The 20,667-nt window shown below is 66.3% G+C and carries 22 protein-coding genes; 10 read left to right on the plus strand and 12 right to left on the minus strand.

Annotated features, from left to right (window positions below; translation table 11 throughout):
• Positions 1-8 precede the first annotated feature (8 nt).
• Entirely contained in the window at positions 9-194 is a 186-nt protein-coding gene (locus B9C43_RS28090) for a hypothetical protein (RefSeq protein ID WP_084430002.1), read from the minus strand.
• A 381-nt stretch (positions 195-575) separates the two neighbouring features.
• Here B9C43_RS28090 and B9C43_RS28095 point away from each other — a divergent pair, with 381 nt between their 5' ends.
• Entirely contained in the window at positions 576-1,013 is a 438-nt protein-coding gene (locus tag B9C43_RS28095) for a GbsR/MarR family transcriptional regulator (RefSeq protein WP_084430003.1), read from the plus strand.
• On the opposite strand, the gene B9C43_RS28100 is transcribed toward B9C43_RS28095, so the two are convergent.
• Complete coding sequence (locus tag B9C43_RS28100; protein ID WP_327223334.1) at positions 1,010-2,047, minus strand: MFS transporter; 1,038 nt, start codon at positions 2,045-2,047, stop codon at positions 1,010-1,012. The two genes, B9C43_RS28095 and B9C43_RS28100, sit on opposite strands and share 4 nt — an antisense overlap.
• Before the next feature lie 150 nt (positions 2,048-2,197).
• A complete protein-coding gene (locus B9C43_RS28105) occupies positions 2,198-2,935 on the minus strand; it encodes an MBL fold metallo-hydrolase (protein ID WP_407657129.1) in 738 nt (245 codons plus the stop codon).
• A 97-nt stretch (positions 2,936-3,032) separates the two neighbouring features.
• On the opposite strand from B9C43_RS28105, the gene B9C43_RS28110 reads away from it, so the two are divergent.
• On the plus strand, positions 3,033-3,605 hold the full coding sequence (locus B9C43_RS28110; RefSeq protein WP_235038879.1) for a CGNR zinc finger domain-containing protein: 573 nt from the start codon (positions 3,033-3,035) through the stop codon (positions 3,603-3,605).
• A gap of 380 nt (positions 3,606-3,985) precedes the next feature.
• Complete coding sequence (locus B9C43_RS28115) at positions 3,986-5,344, plus strand: OFA family MFS transporter (protein WP_235038880.1); 1,359 nt, start codon at positions 3,986-3,988, stop codon at positions 5,342-5,344.
• Between the two features lie 99 nt (positions 5,345-5,443).
• On the opposite strand, the gene B9C43_RS28120 is transcribed toward B9C43_RS28115, so the two are convergent.
• Positions 5,444-6,181, minus strand: coding sequence for a GntR family transcriptional regulator (locus B9C43_RS28120; RefSeq protein ID WP_033394055.1), 738 nt, complete (start codon positions 6,179-6,181; stop codon positions 5,444-5,446).
• 365 nt (positions 6,182-6,546) lie between these two features.
• On the opposite strand from B9C43_RS28120, the gene B9C43_RS28125 reads away from it, so the two are divergent.
• Positions 6,547-7,338 (plus strand): RNA-guided endonuclease InsQ/TnpB family protein, encoded by a 792-nt coding sequence (locus B9C43_RS28125; protein ID WP_200825719.1) that lies wholly within the window; start codon positions 6,547-6,549, stop codon positions 7,336-7,338.
• A gap of 74 nt (positions 7,339-7,412) precedes the next feature.
• Here the strand turns inward: B9C43_RS28125 and B9C43_RS28130 are convergent, their stop codons facing one another.
• Positions 7,413-8,762 (minus strand): MFS transporter, encoded by a 1,350-nt coding sequence (locus tag B9C43_RS28130; protein WP_084430005.1) that lies wholly within the window; start codon positions 8,760-8,762, stop codon positions 7,413-7,415.
• A gap of 52 nt (positions 8,763-8,814) precedes the next feature.
• Here B9C43_RS28130 and sucC point away from each other — a divergent pair, with 52 nt between their 5' ends.
• From sucC to B9C43_RS28160, 6 genes are all read left to right on the plus strand, one after another.
• Positions 8,815-9,951 (plus strand): ADP-forming succinate--CoA ligase subunit beta, encoded by a 1,137-nt coding sequence (gene sucC / locus B9C43_RS28135; RefSeq protein WP_084430006.1) that lies wholly within the window; start codon positions 8,815-8,817, stop codon positions 9,949-9,951.
• Positions 9,952-9,953: 2 nt separating this feature from the next.
• Entirely contained in the window at positions 9,954-10,832 is an 879-nt protein-coding gene (gene sucD / locus B9C43_RS28140) for a succinate--CoA ligase subunit alpha (protein ID WP_084430007.1), read from the plus strand.
• A gap of 76 nt (positions 10,833-10,908) precedes the next feature.
• Positions 10,909-12,090 carry a precorrin-6y C5,15-methyltransferase (decarboxylating) subunit CbiE gene (gene cbiE / locus B9C43_RS28145; protein ID WP_084430008.1) on the plus strand — a complete coding sequence of 394 codons (1,182 nt, stop codon included), beginning with the start codon at positions 10,909-10,911 and terminating at the stop codon, positions 12,088-12,090.
• Positions 12,087-12,833: a precorrin-4 C(11)-methyltransferase gene (gene cobM, locus B9C43_RS28150; protein ID WP_033393212.1), complete on the plus strand. Its 747-nt coding sequence runs from the start codon at positions 12,087-12,089 to the stop codon at positions 12,831-12,833. The genes cbiE and cobM overlap by 4 nt, the downstream gene beginning before the upstream one ends.
• Before the next feature lie 36 nt (positions 12,834-12,869).
• Positions 12,870-13,628, plus strand: a complete 759-nt coding sequence (locus tag B9C43_RS28155) for an alpha/beta fold hydrolase (RefSeq protein ID WP_084430009.1) — start codon at positions 12,870-12,872, stop codon at positions 13,626-13,628.
• A complete protein-coding gene (locus B9C43_RS28160; protein ID WP_084430380.1) occupies positions 13,628-14,341 on the plus strand; it encodes a cobalt-precorrin-6A reductase in 714 nt (237 codons plus the stop codon). The genes B9C43_RS28155 and B9C43_RS28160 overlap by 1 nt, the downstream gene beginning before the upstream one ends.
• On the opposite strand, the gene B9C43_RS28165 is transcribed toward B9C43_RS28160, so the two are convergent.
• From B9C43_RS28165 to B9C43_RS28195, 7 genes are all read right to left on the minus strand, one after another.
• On the minus strand, positions 14,310-15,845 hold the full coding sequence (locus B9C43_RS28165) for a precorrin-2 C(20)-methyltransferase (protein WP_051897862.1): 1,536 nt from the start codon (positions 15,843-15,845) through the stop codon (positions 14,310-14,312). The genes B9C43_RS28160 and B9C43_RS28165 overlap by 32 nt on opposite strands.
• Before the next feature lie 2 nt (positions 15,846-15,847).
• Positions 15,848-16,486 (minus strand): precorrin-8X methylmutase, encoded by a 639-nt coding sequence (locus tag B9C43_RS28170; protein WP_084430010.1) that lies wholly within the window; start codon positions 16,484-16,486, stop codon positions 15,848-15,850.
• Positions 16,483-17,523: a hypothetical protein gene (locus B9C43_RS28175; RefSeq protein ID WP_084430011.1), complete on the minus strand. Its 1,041-nt coding sequence runs from the start codon at positions 17,521-17,523 to the stop codon at positions 16,483-16,485. Before B9C43_RS28175 ends, B9C43_RS28170 begins: the two co-directional genes overlap by 4 nt.
• A 23-nt stretch (positions 17,524-17,546) precedes the next feature.
• Positions 17,547-18,011 carry an LppA family lipoprotein gene (locus B9C43_RS28180; RefSeq protein WP_033393214.1) on the minus strand — a complete coding sequence of 155 codons (465 nt, stop codon included), beginning with the start codon at positions 18,009-18,011 and terminating at the stop codon, positions 17,547-17,549.
• A 71-nt stretch (positions 18,012-18,082) separates the two neighbouring features.
• A complete protein-coding gene (locus tag B9C43_RS28185) occupies positions 18,083-19,789 on the minus strand; it encodes an alpha/beta hydrolase (RefSeq protein WP_084430012.1) in 1,707 nt (568 codons plus the stop codon).
• Positions 19,790-19,792: 3 nt separating this feature from the next.
• Complete coding sequence (locus tag B9C43_RS28190; RefSeq protein ID WP_084430013.1) at positions 19,793-20,083, minus strand: hypothetical protein; 291 nt, start codon at positions 20,081-20,083, stop codon at positions 19,793-19,795.
• 151 nt (positions 20,084-20,234) lie between these two features.
• Positions 20,235-20,667: PLL family lectin (locus B9C43_RS28195; RefSeq protein ID WP_200825720.1), on the minus strand; the 433-nt coding region annotated here is incomplete at its 5' end.

Consider the following 20,667-nt stretch of genomic DNA (forward strand, 5'->3'; position numbering starts at 1 on the left):
AGTGACTATCAAACTGCCTTGGCGTCTGCCTTCTTGGTGTCGCTGTCACGCAGGTAGGTCTCGACCTCATCGGAGAGACCCCGCTCGGCGCGCGCCATGGCCGCCGTGAGTCCCACACCGATCTTGCCGCCGTCCGCCGAAGCGCCCAACGGACCGCGGGCGAGAATCTCGAAGATCTCCCGGATCCTGCTCATCTGACCTTCACTCCTCCTTGTCGTGTCGATCATTCTGGTCGACTGCCTACAGCATACAATCCGTACAAGCGTCCTGGTCGGTGTGAACAGTCACATCACTCAAGGTGACGAATTGTCACACTTGGCATTGCTTGCGTGCTTGATCTCTGCTAGTCGGATATGTCCGGATTGCAAGCGTTTGTCCTGCGGTAACAGTGGAGTACCCAGCGCGCCGCGTGACAATCGGATGGTGCCGCAGGCCACGGTCCTGATCGGGTCGCGTTGGTCACAGCGAACAACGGGTGCATAGCGCTTGCACAGGGTTTAAGCCGTGGTTGAACGCCGTTTTGCCGCCGTCCCAACGGGTCTACCGTGCAATGGGACGTCTAGTTGGGGGTTGGCATGGCGGCCAATGATGAGCTCGTAGCCTGGGTCGAGCGAGTAACCGAGTTCCTGGTGGAAGAGTGGGGCATGCCGCCCATTACCGGCCGCATCGTCGGTTGGCTGATGGTCTGTGACCCCGCGGAGCAGTCGGCGGGGGAGATCGCCGACGCCATCAGGGCATCCCGGGCGTCTCTGACGTCGAACATGCGGTTTCTGACCAGCGTGGGACTGGTCCGCCGAACTCGCAGGCTCGGTGACCGGACGGCGTACTACCGCATCGAAGACGACGCCTGGCACAAGGTGATCCAGCGCAAACTCGACAGCCTCGGCGCGTTCGGCGAGATCGCCGACGAAGGCCTCAAACTGGTCGGCGACAGCGAACGCATCCACGCCGCCCACAAGTCGATGCTGTGGCTCAAGAGCCTCGCCGAACTCCGCCCCCGGACCGACGCCTAGCCCTTGCGGGCGGCGGCAACGGCGGCGGGTACGACGGCGAGTGCCAGGATGCCGCCGCTGATGGCCAGAAACGGGTAGCTCGCGGCGGTGACCACAAGACCTGAAGCCATGCCCCCGGCAGCGCCTGCGATGGCGATGGAGACGTCGACCGTGCCTTGGACCTTCGCGCGGGTGGCCAGCGGGGCGGCGTCGGTGATGATCGCGGTGCCTGCGACAAGGCCGAAATTCCAGCCGAGGCCCAGCAGGCCGAGCGCCACCGTGTACTGCGCGATCGAGTCGATGGGTGCTGTGGCGGCAACGACTCCGGAGAGCAGCAGGATCAGTCCGGAAGCCGCGGCGATCGTGCGGGGACCGTGGCGGTCGACGAGCCAGCCGGTCAGTGGGGATGGCAGGTACATCGCGCCGATGTGGATGGCGATGACGAAGCCGGAGGCGGCGGTGTCGTGGCCGTGGTCGTGCATGTGGACGGGTGTCATCGTCATGATCGCGACCATGATCAGCTGGGTGACGGCCATGACCAGCGTTCCGAACAGCACGCCGGAGCCGTGACCTTCGACCGCAGGAGGCGCTTCTTCGGTGCGTGCCAGCAACAGCGGGTCGGGGCGTAACCAGACGGTCAGGATCAGGGTGGCCATCGCATAGGCGCACCCCGCGAGAACGAACGGGCCCGCCAGGCGAGGGATGCCTAGGGCCTCAGTGAGACCGCTGGTGAGCGCCGCGAGGTTCGGGCCCACCATGCCGCCGAGAGTGGTGGCGACGAGCACGGTCGACACCGCGCGTGCTCGTCGCGTTGGGGTTGCCAGATCGGCTCCGGCGTAGCGGGCTTGCAGGTTCGTGGCCATGCCGGCGCCGTAGACGAACATCGCGAGTAACAACAGCGCGGGGCTGTCTACGACGGCGGCGGCCACGACGCCCGCGCTGCCGACAGCACCGGTCAGGTATCCCGCAGCGAGGCCGGGGCGTCGGCCTCGGTGCTTGGGAGATACGGCCGACCGCCACGGCCGCCAGTGCGGCACCGGCTGTCGATACCGCACTGGACAGGCCGACAAGGCTGGTGGAGCCGAGCATGTCCTGTGCGAGCAAGGCGCCGACGGCCACTCCTGCCGCCAGCCCGACCCCGCTCAGGACTTGCGCGGCGACCAGGACACTCAGGATCCGGTGCTGCGTCTGGACGATCACAGAAGTCAGTCCAGGTCCAGGCGATCGACCAGGCCGGCTGTCGTGAAGGCGGCGACGAGGTCGTCACGGCCTTCGGTGAAGTGACCCCAGCTGTCGTAATGGACGGGCACTACGCGGCGTGCGCCGAGGACCTTGGCGGCCTCCGCGGCGTGCGCGCTGTCGAGGACGATTGGCGCGCCGTCGAACAGGACGCTGATGCGAGGGGCGCCGGCGAAGAGGATGGCGGTGTCCACTGGGCCGAAGCGTTCGGCGATCTCGCGCACCGCGTCGAGCGAGGCGTTGTCGCCGCTGACATACACCGTCGGCAGGCCCGGCCCGGTCAGGACGAATCCGACGACTTGGCCGGTGACCGGTTCGACCTCTTCGCGTGGGCCGGGGCCGTGGATGGCGGGCACGCCCGTCACGGTGACGCTGCCCAAATCGACCGACTCCCAGTCGGCGAGGCCTTTGGCCTTGCCGCCCAGGCGTTGTGCGCCTCCCGGTGTCGTGAGGGTGAGGGGGACGTCGGCGAGCAGGGCTCGACCGGAGTTGTCGAGGTTGTCGGGGTGCTCGTCGTGCGAGAGCAGGACCACGTCGACGTGCCCGAGATCGGCGATGCTGCCCGACGCGGGTGCGGTCTTGGTCAGGATCCGGCGGCCGTCTCGCTCGTAGTCGCCGGGAGCGTCGAAGGTCGGATCGGTGAGGAACCGCAGCCCGCCGAACTCGAAGAGGGCCGTCGGGCCGCCGAACACGCGGACAGGGATCGATGCCACGAACATTCTCCTCACGGATGAAGAAGGAACTATCCGTGAGAACCGTAGCCGCATCTCACGGATAGACGCAAGCGTTACCATGAGAACCATGACCGAGCTGCCGCCTGCGCCGGGTGCGGAGCGATACCTCGCCCTCGACTTCGTCAACAGCGCCATCGCGCTGCCAGGCGGGCAGTTCACCGACCTGCTGGGCACGCCGAAGGCGGCGAACCAATGGCTCGCCGAGCGTGACCTCGCTCCGGCCGACGCCGGGGTGCAGGAGATGTGCGCGGCGCAGCTGCGCTCCTTGCGTGAGCACATCCGGTCGTTGTTCGCCGCCCGTGTCGCGGGAATCCCCGCGTTGCCGTCGGCGCTGTCCGCCGTCAATGACGCGCTGAGCAGGGCGCCGTCGGCCGCTTTGCTGTACTGGGACGAGAAGAACGGGCCTTATCGCGCAACTGCGTGTCCTACCAACGAGATTCTCGACCGCGCCCTCGCGATCCTGGCGGCCAACGCCGCAGACCTCCTCACTGGCGCCGACGCCGAGTCCCTCGCCGCATGCGATTCGCCTCCGTGCAGTCGCTACCTGCTGCGCCACGGTCGCAGGCACTGGTGTTCCACGCGGTGCGGCGACCGGGTCCGTGCCGCTCGTGCCTACGCCCGGCGGGTCGGGCAAAAGTAAAGAAAAAGTGTTGTCCCGGGTGCCGGGAATGTGGTTCCATGGTTTTGAAAAAGGGAAAGTCATTCGTTGGTAAAACGTTCATGTGATCATCAACCGGACAAAAGAGCCGATTTGCCTGCATTTTTGTCCCGTTTTCCTGAATTGCGTTGAACGTGAGATAATCTCATCGAGAGAATCCTGGACTTTGCCGGTGATGAGGGCCACTATCGTCATCAGACCCCATTCAGTATGCAATTCGTCGCAGAGAGTGCGGTCGGTCGCGGTGCTGCGCCAAGTCGGGTGACACCGTGTTTGGCGTTGGTGGACAGCACGCACGCCGGCCTGCGGTCGTGGGCGCCGTAAATCCAATCCGATTCTGAAAGATCGGTCGGGAGACTTGTATGGCGACCAGTTTCAAACAGATCACGGACAGCAATGGCCGGGTCTATCGCATTGGTGAGACACCAGAGGACCTGATGGGCCGTTCGCGCGGCTGGATGGTGTTTCTTCCGTGGATCGCAATGATGGCTGTGAGTGTTTTCGAGTATGGGTGGGGTGCTGCCGAGGACATATTGGAGCAGGCCCATGGCTGGACGGTGAACAACGCGTTCTGGCTGGCCAGCGTATGGGCGATCTTTCAAGCGGCCGTCGCGTTCCCGGCGGGCAGGCTGCGTGAGAAGGGCATCGTGTCCGCCCGGGCGGCCATGATCGTCGGCGCGATCTGCAGCGGCATCGGCTACTTCACCATCGCCCACTCCGGCAACCTGGTGCTGGCGTTCATCGGCTACGGCGTCCTCGGCGGTGTCGGCGCGGGATTGGTGTACGCCACCTGTATCAACATGGTCGGCAAGTGGTACCCGGACAAGCGCGGTGCCCGAACCGGCTTCGTCAACGGCGGGTTCGCGTACGGCACGTTGCCGTTCATCTTCATCTTCGCGTCGTTCCTGACGCCGACCAACTTCACCGTCCTGCTCGACCTCGTCGGCGTCTACATGCTGATCGTGGTGGGTGTGTGCGGCATGCTGTTCCGTGACCCGCCGAAGAACTGGTGGCCTGCCGAGGTCGACCCGCTGACCGCGACAAGCGGTAAGAACAAGAACCTGGCCAAGAACCCGCCCGCGGTACGCCAGTACACCCCGGTGGAAGCCATCAAGACCGGCATGCTGCCGCTGATGTGGATCACCCTGGTGGTCATCGGTGCGGTGTCCCTGTTCGGCATCAACTTCCAGGTGAAGTTCGCGCAAGCCAGCGGGTTCGGCGCGTTCGTCGCCGCCGCTTCGGCATCCGCGGTCGCCTTGATCAACGGCATCGGGCGCGGCCTGTGCGGCTGGCTGTCGGACAAGCTGGGCCGCAAGCAGACGCTGACCCTGGTGCTGCTGGTCGCCGCGGTCGCGCAGTTCGGCATGCTGTTCGCGGGCAACACCGGCAACCTCTGGCTGTTCATCTTCTTCGCGTTCGTCGTCGGCTTCGGCGGCGGTGCGTTCTACCCGATATTCGCCACGTTGGTGCCGGACTACTTCGGCGAGAACAACAACGCGTCCAACTACGGCCTGGTCTACAGCGCCAAGCTGGTCAGCGGTGTCTTCGGCGGTGGCGTGGCCGCCGCGATCGTCACGGGGTGGGGCTTCACCGGTGCGTACGTCCTGGCCGGCTGCCTGGCGTTGCTGTCAGCGGTGATGACTTTGTTCCTGCGGCAGCCTGGACGCAAGAAGGTCGACGAGACACACGAACAGCAGGCGCCGGTTCTTGCTGTGTCATAAGGACTTCCTGGTCGGGAGCGCGCCATCTCCGCGCTCCTGGCCGGGATTCGGGCATCTCCCCCTTGCCTTGAGCGGCCAAGGGGGAGAAGCCGTGCGAGCTTATTCCGACTCGGCGACGCGCTGGTCGTGGTACGCCTGGCGGGTCTTCTCGGTGTGCCGGTTCATGATCATGGCCGCCAGGTCCGTGTCGTGCGCGGCGATGGCCTTGATCAGCTCGGCGTGTTCGGCCCATGCGTCGTGGCCGCGAGGACGAGCGATCGGCCGGTAGTACCACCGGACCCGGCGCTCGACCAACGCGATGTGCTCGGCCAGCACGGCGTTCCCGGAGATCTCGGTGATGTACGCGTGCAGCGCCGCGTTGGCCGCGGTCATGCCTTCCGCGTCATCGGTTTCCACCCGGGCTTCGCCTTCGCGCTGCAGCTCCCACAGCCGCTCGATTTCCTCCTCGGTGGCCCGGCCCGCCGCCAGCCGCGCGGAGTGCGTCTCCAGCACCGAACGGACGCTCAGCAGCTGGTCGGCTTCTTCCTCGGTCGGCGTGTGCACGAACGCGCCCTGCGCGGGACGAAGGTCGACCCAGCCCTCGGTTTGCAGGCGCTGCAACGCCTCGCGCACCGGCTGCCTGCTGACTCCCAGGTACTGGGCCAGTTCCAGCTCGACCAGATGCTGACCTGGCTGCAGGGTGCCGTTGATGATCAGCTCGATCAGCGCGGTGTGGACGGCTTCGCGCAGCGGAGCGGGCCGCTCGACCCGTTGGGTGGCGGCCCCGCTCAACGCACCACGTCCACCCCGTTTGCCGCCCCCGAGTGACTCGGGAAGCTGGACCGCTGGCTCGTTCACTGGGACTCCAATCCACAGAATCCGGAAAGTCTGCCGCTACGCGAATACTTCAATGACGACGTTCGTGCCCACGACGACACAGCGGCTGGGCCTCCCCGATTGTGCCATGCCCGGATGGCACGATGATCATTGTAAAGCGCGTGGTGAAGGTGCGATTGTTGCCTTCGCCTGAACAAAAGGCCGCGTGGGCAGACGCCTATGCCGCCCTCCATGCCAAGGTACGGGCGGGCAACTATGGTGCTCCAGGTTGTGTCCGACGTCGCAAGGTCGAGACCAACCCGATCCGATTCCGTGACGACGCAGCGCAACCTTTTGACGCGCGGTGTCTTTCGTGGCAACTGCATGCCCCTGGCAGGGGCGGCACGGTGTCCATCTGGACGGTCGCTGGACGCATGCGCGACGTGCGGCTTCTGGGCAGTCCCATGGATCTTGCCCGGCTGGCAGCGACGAAGATCGGTCAAACCGATCTGGTTCTCCGTGACGGATACCTGTTGTTGTACGCCGTCGTCGATGAGCCTGAGGCGCCGAGCCAGATGCCTGTGAACGGCTTTCTGGGTGTGGACCTTGGAATCGTCAATATCGCCACCACGAGCGACGGTCACCGCGCCACCGGAGGACGCCTCAACCGGTACCGCAACCGGCAACTTCGGATGCGCAAACGGTTGCAGGCGAAGAAAACCGCGTCTGCCAGACGCCTTCTCAAGAAACGACGCCGCCGTGAGGCGAGATTCGTCGCTGACTTGAACCATCAGATCAGCAAAAGCATTGTGGCCGAGGCTGAACGCACCGAACGCGGTGTCGCTGTCGAGCGGTTGACGGGGATCCGTGCTCGGGTACGGCTTCGCAAGTCCCAACGGGCCACAGTGCACTCTTGGGCGTTCGGGCAGCTTGGCAAGTACCTTGAATACAAGTCCAGGCGTGCGGGTGTCGCGTTCGTGCAAGTCGATCCTGCCTACACGTCCCAGACGTGCTCTCGGCCGGGATGTGGCTACGTGGACAAGAAAAACCGGCGCACCCAAGCGCTGTTTGTCTGTGTGCGGTGTGACTTCGTTGGGCACGCCGACCACAATGCGGCACGCAACATCGCTGAGCGAGGGGTTGCGCGCTGGGGCGAAGCCATGCGTCCGTACGCAGCGCCCATCCTGGCACCCAGCTAGGACGGCAGCAGCGAGCCTATTGGCGGACCTGGAGTCGGGCGGCGGGCCATGCGCCTGCCCGCCACGGCGCGGGTTCATGGCCTAGATCCTCCCGAACCGAGCGAAGGCGACATCGTTGTGTCTACAACATACATTATGGGAAGCGTGGACACATGGCCTGGACGTCGCAGACGTACGCTCAGTATCGCCGATGCCAGCGCAATCAGCCCGGAAATCAAGAAAACGGCCGGGAATCCCATGGCCGGGACGGCGAATGCGGCGAGTCCGACGCCGATCACGCCGCCGAATGCCTTCGCCGAGTACACCACGCCGTGGGTCTTGGCGATGTCGCGGTCGCCGAAGAACTCCCTGGCCAGGCTGGCGAACAGCGGGTAGAACGCGCCGCCGCCGACACCCGCCAGGGTGACCGCGACCAGCAGCAGGAAGATCGAACCGGATGAGGCCGCGCCCGCGAGGATCACCTGGCCGACCGCCTGCGCGACCAGCACCGCGCCGATCGCCCGCCTGCGGCCGATCTGCTCGGAAATCCGGATCGCGAGCGACCGGCCGGCACCATTCGCGCCCAGCAAAATCGCTGTTCCGATTGCGACGACCGCCAGACCAATACCCATCTGGGCGCCGAGAATCGCGAAGAAGGTGACCGTGAACAGCGAGACCGCGCTCGCCGCGAGCAGCACGAAGTACATCACCGGAAGCACGCCAGTGCGCAGCGCTTCCCGCACTGAGAATTGCCGCACCGCACGTGACGGACTGCGCCTGCGGTCGACCGCCCATTCCTGCGGGTCGATGTGCGGCGGCCACCAGTCCGGCGGCGGGTCACGGAAGAAAACGCCGGTCGTGGCCACGACGGCGGCCACGATGACCGCGGCGACGTCCAGCGCGATCGTCGGCGGTGTGAACAGGAACGCGATGGCGAACGGCACCGCGCCGTACGCGAACGCGCCGGTCACGAAGCTGACCCTGGACGCCATCTGCTCGGGGTGCCATTTCGCCACCGTCGACGTGCAGGTCGCGTAGACCAATCCCGCACCCGTTCCGCCGAGCACCGAATAGCCGAGCAGCGCCATCGGATACGAATCGAAATGCGCCAGCGAGACCATTCCGGCCAGCATCAGCGCCGCGCCGAGCACCATCACCGCACGCGGCCCGAGTTTCCCGCGTTCGCGCAGGTAGGCCGTGGGGAATCCGGCAATGGCCTGGAAAATGGTCCATGCGGCCAGCAGCCAGAGTGTTTCCGTGACATCCCAGCCGCGTTCCGCCAATTGGGGGGCAAGTGATCCGAAGGCATATTGCATCACCCCGGTCGCGGCCATTGCCGCCCACGGCAGCCAGGCCATCCAGGCCCGCGAACGACCGATGAGCTCTTCGGGAACCGGGCCGACCTGATACGTCCGGCCAAAACAATCCCGCACCGATGGATACATCTCGCCCTCCTACCTCTGGACAGGCCGTTCCATACTGCATACAGTCTACAACGTGGACCTGTACGAGTATCAAGCCAAAGAGCTCTTCTCGAAGCACGGCGTCCCGGTCGGCTCCCAGCGAGTCGTCGCCAACCCCACGGACGCCGTCGCCGCCGCCCGGATCCTTGGCCTGCCTGTCGTGATCAAGGCCCAGGTCAAGACGGGAGGGCGCGGCAAGGCCGGTGGTGTGAAGCTGGCTCGCACCACCGACGACGTGACCACGCACGCCGAGGCGATCCTTGGTTTGGACATCAAGGGCCACATCGTGCGCAAAGTCCTTGTCACACCGGCATCGGACATCGCGAGCGAGTACTACTTCTCGTTCCTGCTCGACCGTGCCAACAGGACGTTCCTCGCGCTCGCGTCCGCCGAGGGCGGCGTGGAGATCGAGGACAACGCCGACACCCTCGCCCGAGTACCGATCGACCCGATCGAGGGCGTCGATCTGGCCAAGGCCAAGCAGATCGCCGCCGAGGCGGGGATCCCCGAAGCCGCCGCGCCGATCATCGTGCGGCTGTGGAAGGCCTTCGTGGCCGAAGAGGCCACGCTGGTCGAGGTCAACCCGTTGGTCAGTGACTCGGCCGGGGAGATCATGGCGCTGGACGGCAAGGTCACCCTTGACGACAACGCGGACTTCCGGCATCCGGACCACGCCGACTTCGTCGACACCGCCGCGGAGGATCCCCTTGAGGCCAGGGCGAAATCGAAAGGCCTGAACTACGTCAAGCTCGACGGCCAGGTCGGCGTCATCGGCAACGGCGCCGGGCTGGTCATGTCCACACTGGACGTGGTCGCCTACGCGGGCGAGGCGTTCGGCGGGGTGGAACCCGCGAACTTCCTTGACATCGGTGGTGGCGCGTCGGCCGAGGTGATGGCCAACGGCCTGGAGATCATCCTGTCCGACCCGGACGTGCGCAGCGTGCTGGTCAACGTGTTCGGCGGGATCACCGCGTGCGACGCGGTGGCCAACGGCATCGTGCAGGCGCTGAAGTTCCTCGGCAAGGTGGATAAGCCGATCGTGGTCCGGCTGGACGGCAACAACGCCGAAGAAGGCCGCCGGATCCTCGAAGAGGCCGCGCTGCCGAGCGTCGTGCAGATCGAAACCATGGATGCTGCTGCTGAGCACGCGGCAAAGTTGGCAGGGGTGTGACGATGGCGATTTTCATCGACGAGAATTCCAAGGTCATCGTCCAGGGCATGACCGGCTCCGAAGGCCGCAAGCACACCGCACGCATGCTCGCCGCGGGCACCAACATCGTCGGCGGCGTGACCCCGGGCAAAGGCGGCCAGTCTGTCGAGATCGGACAGAAGGAACTGCCTGTGTTCGACTCGGTCGGCAAAGCCATGGCCGACACCGGAGCCGACGCCACGGTCATCTTCGTGCCGCCGAAGTTCGCCAAAGGCGCTGTGGTGGAAGCGATCGACGCCGAGATCGGCCTCGCGGTCGTGATCACCGAAGGCATCCCGGTGCACGACTCCGCCTGGTTCTGGGCGCACGCCACGGCAAAGGGCAACAAGACACGGATCATCGGCCCGAACTGCCCTGGCATCATCTCGCCAGGGAAGTCCAACGCGGGCATCATCCCGGCGGACATCACCACCGAAGGCCGGATCGGCTTGGTGTCGAAGTCCGGCACGCTGACCTACCAGCTGATGTACGAGCTGCGCGACATCGGTTTCTCCACGGCCATCGGTATCGGTGGCGACCCGGTCATCGGCACCACGCACATCGACGCGCTCGCGGCGTTCCAAGAGGACCCCGAGACCGAGCTGATCGTGATGATCGGTGAGATCGGTGGTGACGCCGAGGAGCGCGCGGCCGCGTTCATCAAGGAGAACGTGACCAAGCCGGTCGTCGGCTACGTCGCGGGCTTCACCGCGCCTGAAGGCAAGACCATGGGCCACGCGGGCGCGATCGTGTCCGGCTCGGCCGGTACCGCCGCGGCGAAGAAGGAAGCCCTCGAGGCGGCTGGCGTGAAGGTCGGCAAGACCCCGAGCGAGACCGCGAAGCTGGTGCGCGAGGCGCTATAGAGACCGTCCCTGTGGGTGTGGTGGTGCCGCATCGCACCCACGGGTGCATTCCACTCACGAGGTATCGTCGCCGCTGATGAAAGCGGTCACGGTAGTCGGTATCGGTGCTGAGGGGTGGGACGGCCTGACCGCCGTCGCCCAGCGAGCTCTGCGGGAGGCAGAGGTCCTGCTGGGCAGCCGGCGCCAGCTTGACCTCGTCCCTGCCGAGGTCGCGGCGCAGCGGGTGGTGTGGCCCTCACCGATGATGCCCGCGGTTCCCGGTTTGCTGGAGGCCTACCGGGACCGCGGGCTCTGTGTGCTGGCCAGCGGCGACCCCATGTTCTACGGCATCGGCTCCCAGATCGGGCCGGTCCGCGTGATCACCCATCCATCTTCGGTGTCGCTGGCGTGTGCCCGGCTCGGCTGGGCGGTCCAGGACGTCGAGGTGATCAGCGCGGTCGGCCGTCCAATCGAGTTGGTCAACGCGGCGGTCCACCCGGGCCGCCGCTTGATGGTGCTCAGCGCGAACGGTGACACGCCTGGTCAAGTCGCCGAGCTGCTGACCGAACGCGGCTACGGCGAAAGCCGGATGACCGTGCTCGAGCGCCTGGGCGACGCGGCCGCAAGCCAGGTCGAGGGCATCGCCGGGCAGTGGCGAGGACCATCCGATCCGTTGAATGTGATCGCGATCGAGTGCGTCGGAACCAAACTCCTGCCGAACGTGCCGGGCTTGCCGGACGAGGCCTACGAAAGCGACGGCCAGCTCACCAAGCGCGAAGTCCGCGCGATCACGTTGTCCCGCCTTGCGCCTGTCCCTGGGCAGCTGTTGTGGGATGTCGGCGGGGGAGCGGGCAGCATCGCGATCGAGTGGGCGCGTACGCATCCTTCGTGCCGTGCCATCACGATCGAACGCGACGCCACACGCGCCGCGCGGATCTCGCGTAACGCGGCGGAACTCGGTGTGCCCCGGATCGAGGTTGTCGAAGCCAAGGCGCCGGTCGACGGGCTGGAAACGCCGGACGCGATCTTCATTGGCGGCGGGCTGACCGCGCCGGGCATGGCCGAGTGGGCGTGGGACGCGCTTCGGCCAGGTGGACGGCTGGTGGTGAACGCGGTCACTGTGGAGTCCGAGGCTGTCGTGGCACGATGGCACGCCCGGCTCGGCGGCGACCTGGTCCGGATCTCGATCACCCGTGGCTCACCGGTGGGCGGGTTCACCGGCTGGCGGCCGCTGATGCCGGTCACCATCTGGAGCGTGACCAAGGAGGACCAGCAGTGACCGTGCATTTCATCGGTGCGGGGCCGGGTGCGGCCGACCTGATCACCGTGCGCGGCCAGCGGCTGATCGCGTCCTCGCCGGTGTGCTTGTACGCGGGCGCTTTGGTGCCCGCCGAGTTGCTGGAGATGTGCCCGGCCGGCGCGCGGCTCGTCGACACGGCCAACCTGAACCTGGACGAGATCACCACCGAACTGGTCGACGCGCACGCCAAAGGCTTGGACGTGGCACGGCTGCATTCCGGTGACCCGTCGGTCTACAGCGCGATGGCCGAGCAGATGCGCCGCCTCGACGCCGCTGGTGTCCCGTATGACGTCACGCCTGGGGTTCCTGCCTTTGCCGCGGCGGCAGCGACCTTGAAGCGCGAGCTGACGGTGCCTGGTCTCGGGCAAACCGTTGTGCTCACACGGACTTCCGCGCGTGCCACGCCAATGCCTGCCGGGGAGGATCTCGGCACCCTCGGCCAGAGCCGCTCGACCATGGTCCTGCACCTTGCGGTGCAACGGATCGACGAAGTCGTCGCGGAGCTCGTGCCCAACTACGGTCCGGAATGTCCGGTCGCGGTCGTCGCGTACGCCAGCCGTGAGAACGAGATCGTGTTGCGCGGGACTCTCGCGGACATCGCGGACAAAGTCCATGAGGCCGGGATCAAACGGACTGCGGTGATCATCGTCGGCCAGGTGCTGTCCGCGACCGAGTTCATCGACAGCCACCTCTATTCGGTCAATCGTGTCAGGCTTTCGTAAGACCTGGCGATCACAGGTGTCACTAGGGTCGGTGGTATGAAGATCAGTCGACGGTCCTTCTCGACCATGGTCGCCTCAGGTGCGGCGGCGATGGCCGTCGGGGCACCGGCTTCGGCGTCCGCGCGCAAGGGCAACGTGGTGCTCGTGCACGGCGCCTACGCTGACGGCTCCTGCTGGTCCAAGGTGATTCCATTGCTGCAGAACGCGGGCGTCACCGTCACGGCCGTGCAGCATCCACTGACATCTCTGGAGGCCGGCGCCGCGGCCACTCGTCGCGCTCTTGACCTGCAGACCGATCCGACTGTCCTGGTCGGACATTCGTTCGGCGGTTCCGTGATCACTGAGGCCGGTGACCATCCGCTGGTCAGCTCCTTGGTCTACCTGTCGGCCCGTGCACCGGACGTGGGTGAGGACTACGGTGCTCTGGCGGCGAAGTTCCCCACGCCGCCCGCGAATGCCGGACTGGTCTATCACAACGGGTTCGGTGGGCTGACTGAACGAGCGTTCCTCAACGACTTCGCCAACGGCGTGCCGCGTCACGAGGCCCGTGTCCTTTATGCCGCCCAAGGCCGGATCGCGCAGACACTCTTCACAGACAGGACAACCGCGGCGGCCTGGAAGGCCAAGCCCACGCGGTACCTGATCACCACCGACGACCGGACGACCAACCCGCAGCTGCAGCGGTTCGTGGCCAAGCGGATGGGAGCGCAGACAGCCGAGGTTTCCACGGGGCATCTGTCGTTCATCGTGCGACCGTCGTTGGTCGCGCGATTCATCCTCGACGCGCTGCCGTGATCCTGGTGCTCGGTGGCACGGGGGAAGCCCGGCGACTCGCGAGTGAGCTGCCCGATGTGATCTCGTCCTTGGCGGGACGGGTTCGGACGCCGCGGCTGCCACCGGGACAGGTCCGGGTCGGCGGCTTCGGTGGCCCGGAAGGACTCCGGCAATGGTTGCTGAGCAACAAGATCGACGCTGTCGTCGACGCGACTCACCCCTTCGCAGCCCGGATGACCGCGACCGCTGCGAAGGTGACCGCTGAGGAGAGCATCCCGTTCGTCGTGCTCCGGCGCCCAGGCTGGGCACCAGGGCCGGGCGATGACTGGCACTGGGTGGACAGCGTGGCCGAAGCCGCGCGGAATCTCCCAGCTGAACGGGTTTTCCTCACGACCGGACGTGAGGAGCTCGCCGAATTCGCGGATCTCGGCAACTGGTTCCTGGCCCGCTCCGTCGAACCACCTGAACCTCCGATGCCCCGACGACTACAGGTCGTTCTGGACCGAGGGCCGTTCACTGTGGAGGATGAGCTCGCGTTGATGCACGAGTACGGCATTCAGGCGTTGGTGACCAAGGACAGCGGCGGGGACATGACCGCGGCGAAGCTGACCGCCGCCCGGGCACTGAAGATCCCAGTCGTCATCGTTCGTCGCCCGCCGCTGCCTGACGGCGTCAGCACTGTGTCGAGTGTCGAGGAAGCGGTCAGCTGGGTTCGGGGTATCGCCGAGGCGTGAACACCTTGCCGTTCTCGGTCAGCCGAGTCTGCGAGGACCCGATCAGCAACAGGCACCGCATGTCCACCTTGGACGGCTCGAGCTCGGCGAGCCGGACGATCTCGATGGACTCGGCCGGATAGCCGACGTCCCGGCCGATCACCACCGGCGTGTCCGCGGACCGGTGCTCCAGCAGCAGATCGCGTGCCGCCTCCACCTGCCAGGTCCGGCTCTTGGACGCCGGGTTGTAGATCGCGAGCACGAGATCCGCCTTGGCCGCTGCGGAAAGCCGCGACGCGATGACGTCCCACGGCTTGAGCCTGTCGGACAAGGAAAGCACGCAGTAGTCGTGGCCAAGGGGAGCACCGACCCGGCTGGCGACAGCGTTTGCCGCGGTCAGCCCTGGCAGGATCCTGACCGGGACGTCCTTGTACTCCTCGGCGACCTCCAGCACCGCGCTGGCCATCGCGAACACCCCGGGATCACCCGAGGACACGACAGCGACCTTCGCCCCACCACGAGCCAAGTCCAGAGCGAAAGCCGCCCGCTCGGCCTCGACCCGGTTGTCCGACGAGTGCCGTCGCTGCCGTGGATTTGGAGCTACGCGGTCAATGTACGGCCCGTAGCCGACCAGATCGGTTGCCGTGGCGAGAGCGTCCTGGGCTTCGGGTGTCAGCCACTCGCGCCCAGCCGGGCCGAGTCCGACGACCACGACTTCACCCGAAGTCGGCTGGGGCACGGCGGTGGGTGTGACCGCGGCAGCCCGGCTCGACAGCAAAGCAACCGAGAAATAGGGAACCGTGGACGGATCGACGTCCGCCAGGGGCTCGATCCGCTGCTTGTCGGTGGTCGCGCGTTCGACGTACCAGGCCTCGTCAAGGCGCCCGGCATCCTGCAAAGCTGTACGCACTTTCTCGAAGGTGCGACCCAGCTTCATGATCGCCGCGGAGTCCGTGGTCTTGAGCTTCTCCGTGAGCTTCTCGGCGCCCAGAGTGCCCGGCAGCACGGTGAGTGTTTCTTCCCTTTCCACCAGGGGCCTGCCCAGTTCGGCCGAAGCCGCGCTGACCGACGTCACGCCCGGCACGACCTGAGTCGGGTACCGGTGCGCCAAGCGCTTGTGCAGGTGCATGTAGGAGCCGTAGAAGAACGGATCTCCTTCTGCCAGAACGACAACATCACGGCCTGCGTCGAGGTGTGCGGCCAACCGGGCGGCGCACTCCTCGTAGAAGTCTTCGAGCGCACCGAGATATCCGCCGGGATGATCCGTGGTCTCGGTGGTGATCGGGTACATCAACGGCTCTTCGATCTGGCCTTCGCGCATGTAGTGCTTGGCGATCGAACGGGCGATGCTGCGGCCGTGCCGCGCACTGTGGAACGCGATCACCCCGGCCGACTCGATCAACCGTGCTGCCTTGACGGTGATCAGTTCCGGATCGCCGGGACCAAGCCCGACGCCCCACAGCCGACCCGTTGGCCCGTTCTCATTGTGGGGCGCTTTGAATGATTCGCTCGCAAGCTCGCTCATGTTCATTCTTCCTCGCTCGCGATCGCGTTCACAGCCGCCGCGGTCATGGCACTACCACCGCGACGCCCGTGAACCACCAGATACTCCAACCCAAAGCTGTTGTCAGCCAAAGCTTCTTTCGACTCGGCCGCACCGACGAACCCGACAGGGATCCCCAGCACGGCAGCGGGCCGTGGCGCGCCGTCGGCGACCATGTCGAGCAGGTGGAACAGGGCGGTCGGCGCGTTCCCAATCGCCACAACGGAATCACCCAGCCGGTCGCGCAGCAGTTCGAAGCCCGCGACGCTGCGGGTGTTGCCCATCTTCGCGGCGAGATCCGGCACCCTGGGATCACCAAGCATGCACACGACCTCGTTGTCCGCTGGCAACCGCTTGCGCGTGACACCAGCCGCGACCATCTGTGCGTCACACAGAATCGGTGCGCCTGCTTGCAAAGCGGCACGCGCCTTCGCGACCGCGTTGGGGGAGTAGGCGATGTCGGCGACGAGATCGACCATGCCGCACGCGTGGATCATCCGGACCGCCACCTTGGCCACGTCCGCAGGCAGCCCGGCCAGGTCCGCCTCGGCACGGATGGTCGCGAAGGACTGGCGGTATATCTCCGCGCCGTCCCGCACGTATCCACTGTTCGGCTCGGTCACTCGCTCCTCCAGTAGCCCTTGCCCGTGGCGATCATTTCCACCACGTGCCCTGCTGGTTTCCCGCACCGGCGGTCACATCCCGACCAATGCACGGGAATCGTGTCTTTCCGTGTCCGCACCCAGGCCGTCGCGTCCGCTCGCACGTCCGCCAACGACTTCGCACACCCCGGCCGCCCGGCGCACGCAGTCACACCATGCCAAGGCGAATCGGGATCGGTGACAAGGCCCGGTACGTCGGCAGCCGGAACCACGACGCTACGCCACGGGGTCAGCCGGACCCAGGGAGCAAGATCACACAGCTGCAGTGCCTGCGTTCGGGTCAGTCGCCCGAGTGGCACGGCGGCCACGGTGACGTCACCGAAGCGGCCGATCGGGTGCGTCGACGGCGGCTGGATGTCGATGCGGTCTGGACCAGGCGTACCGAGCGTGGCCACGATTCGTTGTGCGCCATCGGGTACCTCGGCCAGGCGCCACGCGTCGCCCCGGATCCGTTGGAACTCCAGCGCGGCTTTGATCACGGCCGCAACGGGATCGTCAACCCGCAGCCCGGTGTCCTTCCCTGCCAGCAGGAGAGCGTCGCCGTGCAGGCCGATGTCAGCGCCAAGCCCGCTCACATCGCCGCGGCCGTCGTCCACTGTGATCAGAAAGCGGCCGGGCAGCTTCGCCAGCTCAGGCTCGGTGCACAGTGCCTTGTCCAGCGAGTCGACAAGGTGTTGATCATCACCCAGCGGCGAGGCGATGATGTTGCGCACACGTTCATGCGACAGCGACGGCAAAAGCCCGGCCTCCCACAGCCTGGACGCCAGTTCGACCTCGGCACCCGCGGCCAGCGCCCGGACCTGGATGTTCGCCCGGGACGTCAGCTCAAGACTGCCGTCGCCCAGCTCAGCCGACGCGTCGGTCAAGGCCCTGAGCTGGGCGTTCGTCAACGTTCCACCGGGCACTCGGACCCGCGCGAGCCCGCCGTCGGCCGCCTGGTGCACGGCGATCGCGCCAGGACAGGCATCCGGGCGCGTGCGGTCAGGTTCGGCAGGCACGCGCCGGATGCTACGCGAGCGAATCAGGCAGGCGTGCCACGCTGATACGCCGCTCGGGTGAGGTGACAGCCCGTGCTGACGCTCAGCGTGGTGTTCTTGGCCGTGCCGAAGAGCAGCTCCCCACCCCAGGCGTTGCCGAAGGTGAACTCGTGGTCGCCGGGCTTGTCGACGACGGCGCCGTGCAGCTTGAACCCGTGCTGGGCCGCGATCGACTCGACCAGCTTCAGGGCCTCGTCCCACTTGGCGTCGGGCAGGTTGCCCGGCGAGTGGCCGGAGCTGTAGCGCCGTTTCTCGCCATCCGCGCCGACATCGTTGAACTCCCCGCACATCGAGGCGCCCCACGGGTCGGCCTTGGGCTGCCACGGCTGGATGCCGATCCGGGCGACCAGTTCGGTGCGGATCTCCTCGAGCATCTTGGTGTACTCCTCGTGCACCTGCTCGATGTCCGGCCGCTTCTTCAGTTCGGCGTACTGCTCGTCCTTCGACATGGAACCACCTTTCGAGTCACACGCGCCGACGAGCAGCAAGACCGTGCAGAGAAGAAGAACAACAAGTCGCATCAGTAAGTCCCTGGGATCGGCCAGGACAAGACGTCACCGAAACCCTTGCCGTCGTCGCGGACAACTCGTTCCTGCATTCCGCCCACCACGACGCTCATGTTGTACTGGCTGGTGCTCTTGTCCACCATGTACGCGCTGTGCCCGGTCGACTCGGTGAGATGGCGGCCGTCCGGCAAAGTGGTTTCCTTGGCCGAGACATGGTTCATGCCGTCCATGTGACTGGGGTCGATTCCGAAGTACCCGAAATCGCCGACCGCGTCTTTCCTTGCCTCGACGTAGAACGCGTTCCCGGTAGGCACATTGATCTTGTCGATGTCGGTGGCGCCCAGTCCGGGTGAACCGTAGAACACAGCGTTGTCGACGCCGGTGTTCTGCTGCAGCGCGATACCGGTCGTGGTCGATCCATAGGAATGGCCGAGAGCGGTCATATGCGGGTCATTGGCACGTGACGCGTCGATTCCGTTCAGGAATGGCGCGAGCTTCTTGGCGCCTTCCTGCGCGGCGTGATCGTCGAGCACGGTGTTGTCGTCGAACAACAAACCGTGGGCACCCATTTGCGGTGCCTGATATCCGATCCACGTCACCGTCGCGACACTACCGCCGTCGCCATAGCGCTGCAGTTCCTCTTCGGTCCGGTGCTTCAGGTTGTACATGGCGTCGTCGTATCCGCCCATGCTCCCGTTCACGGTCGAGGTCAGACCCGGCGTGAACACAGCGACGTGGTCAGCGGTGTCGATGTTGCCGTTGGCGATCGCGGCCTCGGCACGTTCGTTCGACATGTTCAACAGCAGCAATTGCCGCCCGCCCTTGTCCAGCGTCTCCTCGATCTTGTTCAACGAATCGAGCTTCGCGTTGACGTGCTCGAGTTCGGCGTCGGCGTTGGTGAACGTGCCGCCGAACCAGTTGTCGTCCAGGTCGGCTTCCAGTTCGCGCTTGCGGGCTTCCAGCTTGGCCCGCTCGTCGTCCAGCCTGTTGCGGTTGGCCTCGTCCCTGGCCGCACCTGGCACACCGTCGAGGTTGCCGATCCAGTCCGGGTTCTGCGCGATGATCTGCTTGCGCTCGGCGTCCGACAGCGAGTCCCACCACCCCGCGTTGTCCCAGGGCGTTCCGTCCTTCGGCGGTTCGAGGGTGGACAGGCCGCCCTGCTTGGCGCCCGCGCTGGCGGCGGCCTGCAGTGACGTGGCGCCCTGGTCGTCGACCTCGCCCTTGTCGGCCCGGCTCAGGATCGCGGCCAGGTCGTTGTCGATGTCCGTGCCGCGCCGGACCGCTTGCTCGACCCGGTCGGCCAGTTCGGTCTGGATCCGTTGGCGCTCGCGGAAATACTCGTCGATGTGCGCCGGGTCGTGTGCCGTGTCAGGCGCGTTGTCGACGACACTGCCGTCGTCGCGGATCACGAAGTGGTGCCGCTGCGCGATGTCTTCGGTCTCCTTGACGGCGTGGCCGAGTGCTTCGACCGCGTCAGCCGCCTCGCCCATTCCCCGGCGGACCGCGGCCACCCCAGCCACCAGCCGTTCCATCCGGTTGTTGAGCTCTTCACGCTTGCCCCGCGCCTGGTCGGCCGACTGCCCGGTCCACCCCTGCGGTGTCCCCGTCGCGGCCAGTTCGTCACTCAGGCCAAGCAGCTCGTCACAGCACCGGTTGAGGTCACCGACCGCGGTGTCCAACGGGCCGGACTGCCATTTGCGGATGTCTCCATAGGCAGGCATCGGCTACCCCATGCCCTGGAAGTCGGCCTTCGCCGCTTCCTCGTTGGCGGCGTAGTGGTCAGCCGCCTTGGCCAGGTTCTCGCCGTAGGCCTGGGCGTCCGCGCTCCAGGTCTTGACCTGGTTGGTCCAGTTCGTGGCGAGCGAGCCCGCCGCCGGACCCGAACGGCTGCCCGGCATGGCCGGGCCCACGTCGTCGATGGCCGCCCCCAGTTGGACCTTGCCCGCCTGGGAAGCCGCGTCACCCGCGGCCGCGGATGCCTTCCTCAGCGAGTCGATCACGACCTCGTAGCCCACTTATCGCCTCCCGGTGTCTCACGCGCAGGTGAGAGGTTCATGCGGAGTGTCTGGTTCCCCGCGTGACCTTACTGAGACGTAGCGCACGCGCTATCGGCCGGTGAAACTGGCCGATAGCGCGCGGGAGAGCTACTGGTTCACGAGATGACCGTCATTCCCACCAGTTGACTGCGAGGCCACCGGTGTTGGTGCGGACGAACGCGTACGGCCGGTGCGACGGATCTGCCACGATCGTCGCCCCGAGCCCTCCGGCGATACCGCTGCCCACACTGCCCTGATTTGCCCAGTTCCAGGCGCGGCCGGTCCACCAGTGGACCCACAGGTTCCCGTCGCCGGCCCGCACGAACGCGTAGGGTCGGGCGTTGTCCACGGTCAACGCACCCACTCCGTCGGAAACGCCGCCGCTGGGTGCGCCCTGGTTGGACCACGCCCAGGCCCGGCCACTCCACCAGTTGAGCCACAGGTTCCCATCAGCACCCCGGACGAACGCGTATGGGCGTTCGGCACCACCCGAGCTGTTCCTGACGGCGGTCGCTCCCACGCCCGCGGCGATGCCGCCGCCGGGTGTGCCCTGGTTGGACCAG

The sequence above is a fragment of the Kibdelosporangium aridum genome (genome assembly GCF_900176515.1).
Classification (GTDB): domain Bacteria; phylum Actinomycetota; class Actinomycetes; order Mycobacteriales; family Pseudonocardiaceae; genus Kibdelosporangium; species Kibdelosporangium aridum.

Bases quoted from the DNA above. Each gene is read 5' to 3' on its own strand.
- cbiE (WP_084430008.1), top strand. From the start codon at position 10,909: ATGAAAGCGGTCACGGTAGTCGGTATCGGTGCTGAGGGGTGGGACGGC.
- B9C43_RS28095 (WP_084430003.1), top strand. From the start codon at position 576: ATGGCGGCCAATGATGAGCTCGTAGCCTGGGTCGAGCGAGTAACCGAG.
- B9C43_RS28115 (WP_235038880.1), top strand. From the start codon at position 3,986: ATGGCGACCAGTTTCAAACAGATCACGGACAGCAATGGCCGGGTCTAT.
- B9C43_RS28090 (WP_084430002.1), bottom strand. From the start codon at position 194: ATGAGCAGGATCCGGGAGATCTTCGAGATTCTCGCCCGCGGTCCGTTG.
- sucD (WP_084430007.1), top strand. From the start codon at position 9,954: ATGGCGATTTTCATCGACGAGAATTCCAAGGTCATCGTCCAGGGCATG.
- B9C43_RS28180 (WP_033393214.1), bottom strand. From the start codon at position 18,011: ATGTCGAAGGACGAGCAGTACGCCGAACTGAAGAAGCGGCCGGACATC.
- B9C43_RS28110 (WP_235038879.1), top strand. From the start codon at position 3,033: ATGACCGAGCTGCCGCCTGCGCCGGGTGCGGAGCGATACCTCGCCCTC.
- B9C43_RS28165 (WP_051897862.1), bottom strand. From the start codon at position 15,845: ATGAGCGAGCTTGCGAGCGAATCATTCAAAGCGCCCCACAATGAGAAC.
- B9C43_RS28155 (WP_084430009.1), top strand. From the start codon at position 12,870: ATGAAGATCAGTCGACGGTCCTTCTCGACCATGGTCGCCTCAGGTGCG.
- B9C43_RS28185 (WP_084430012.1), bottom strand. From the start codon at position 19,789: ATGCCTGCCTATGGAGACATCCGCAAATGGCAGTCCGGCCCGTTGGAC.
- B9C43_RS28130 (WP_084430005.1), bottom strand. From the start codon at position 8,762: ATGTATCCATCGGTGCGGGATTGTTTTGGCCGGACGTATCAGGTCGGC.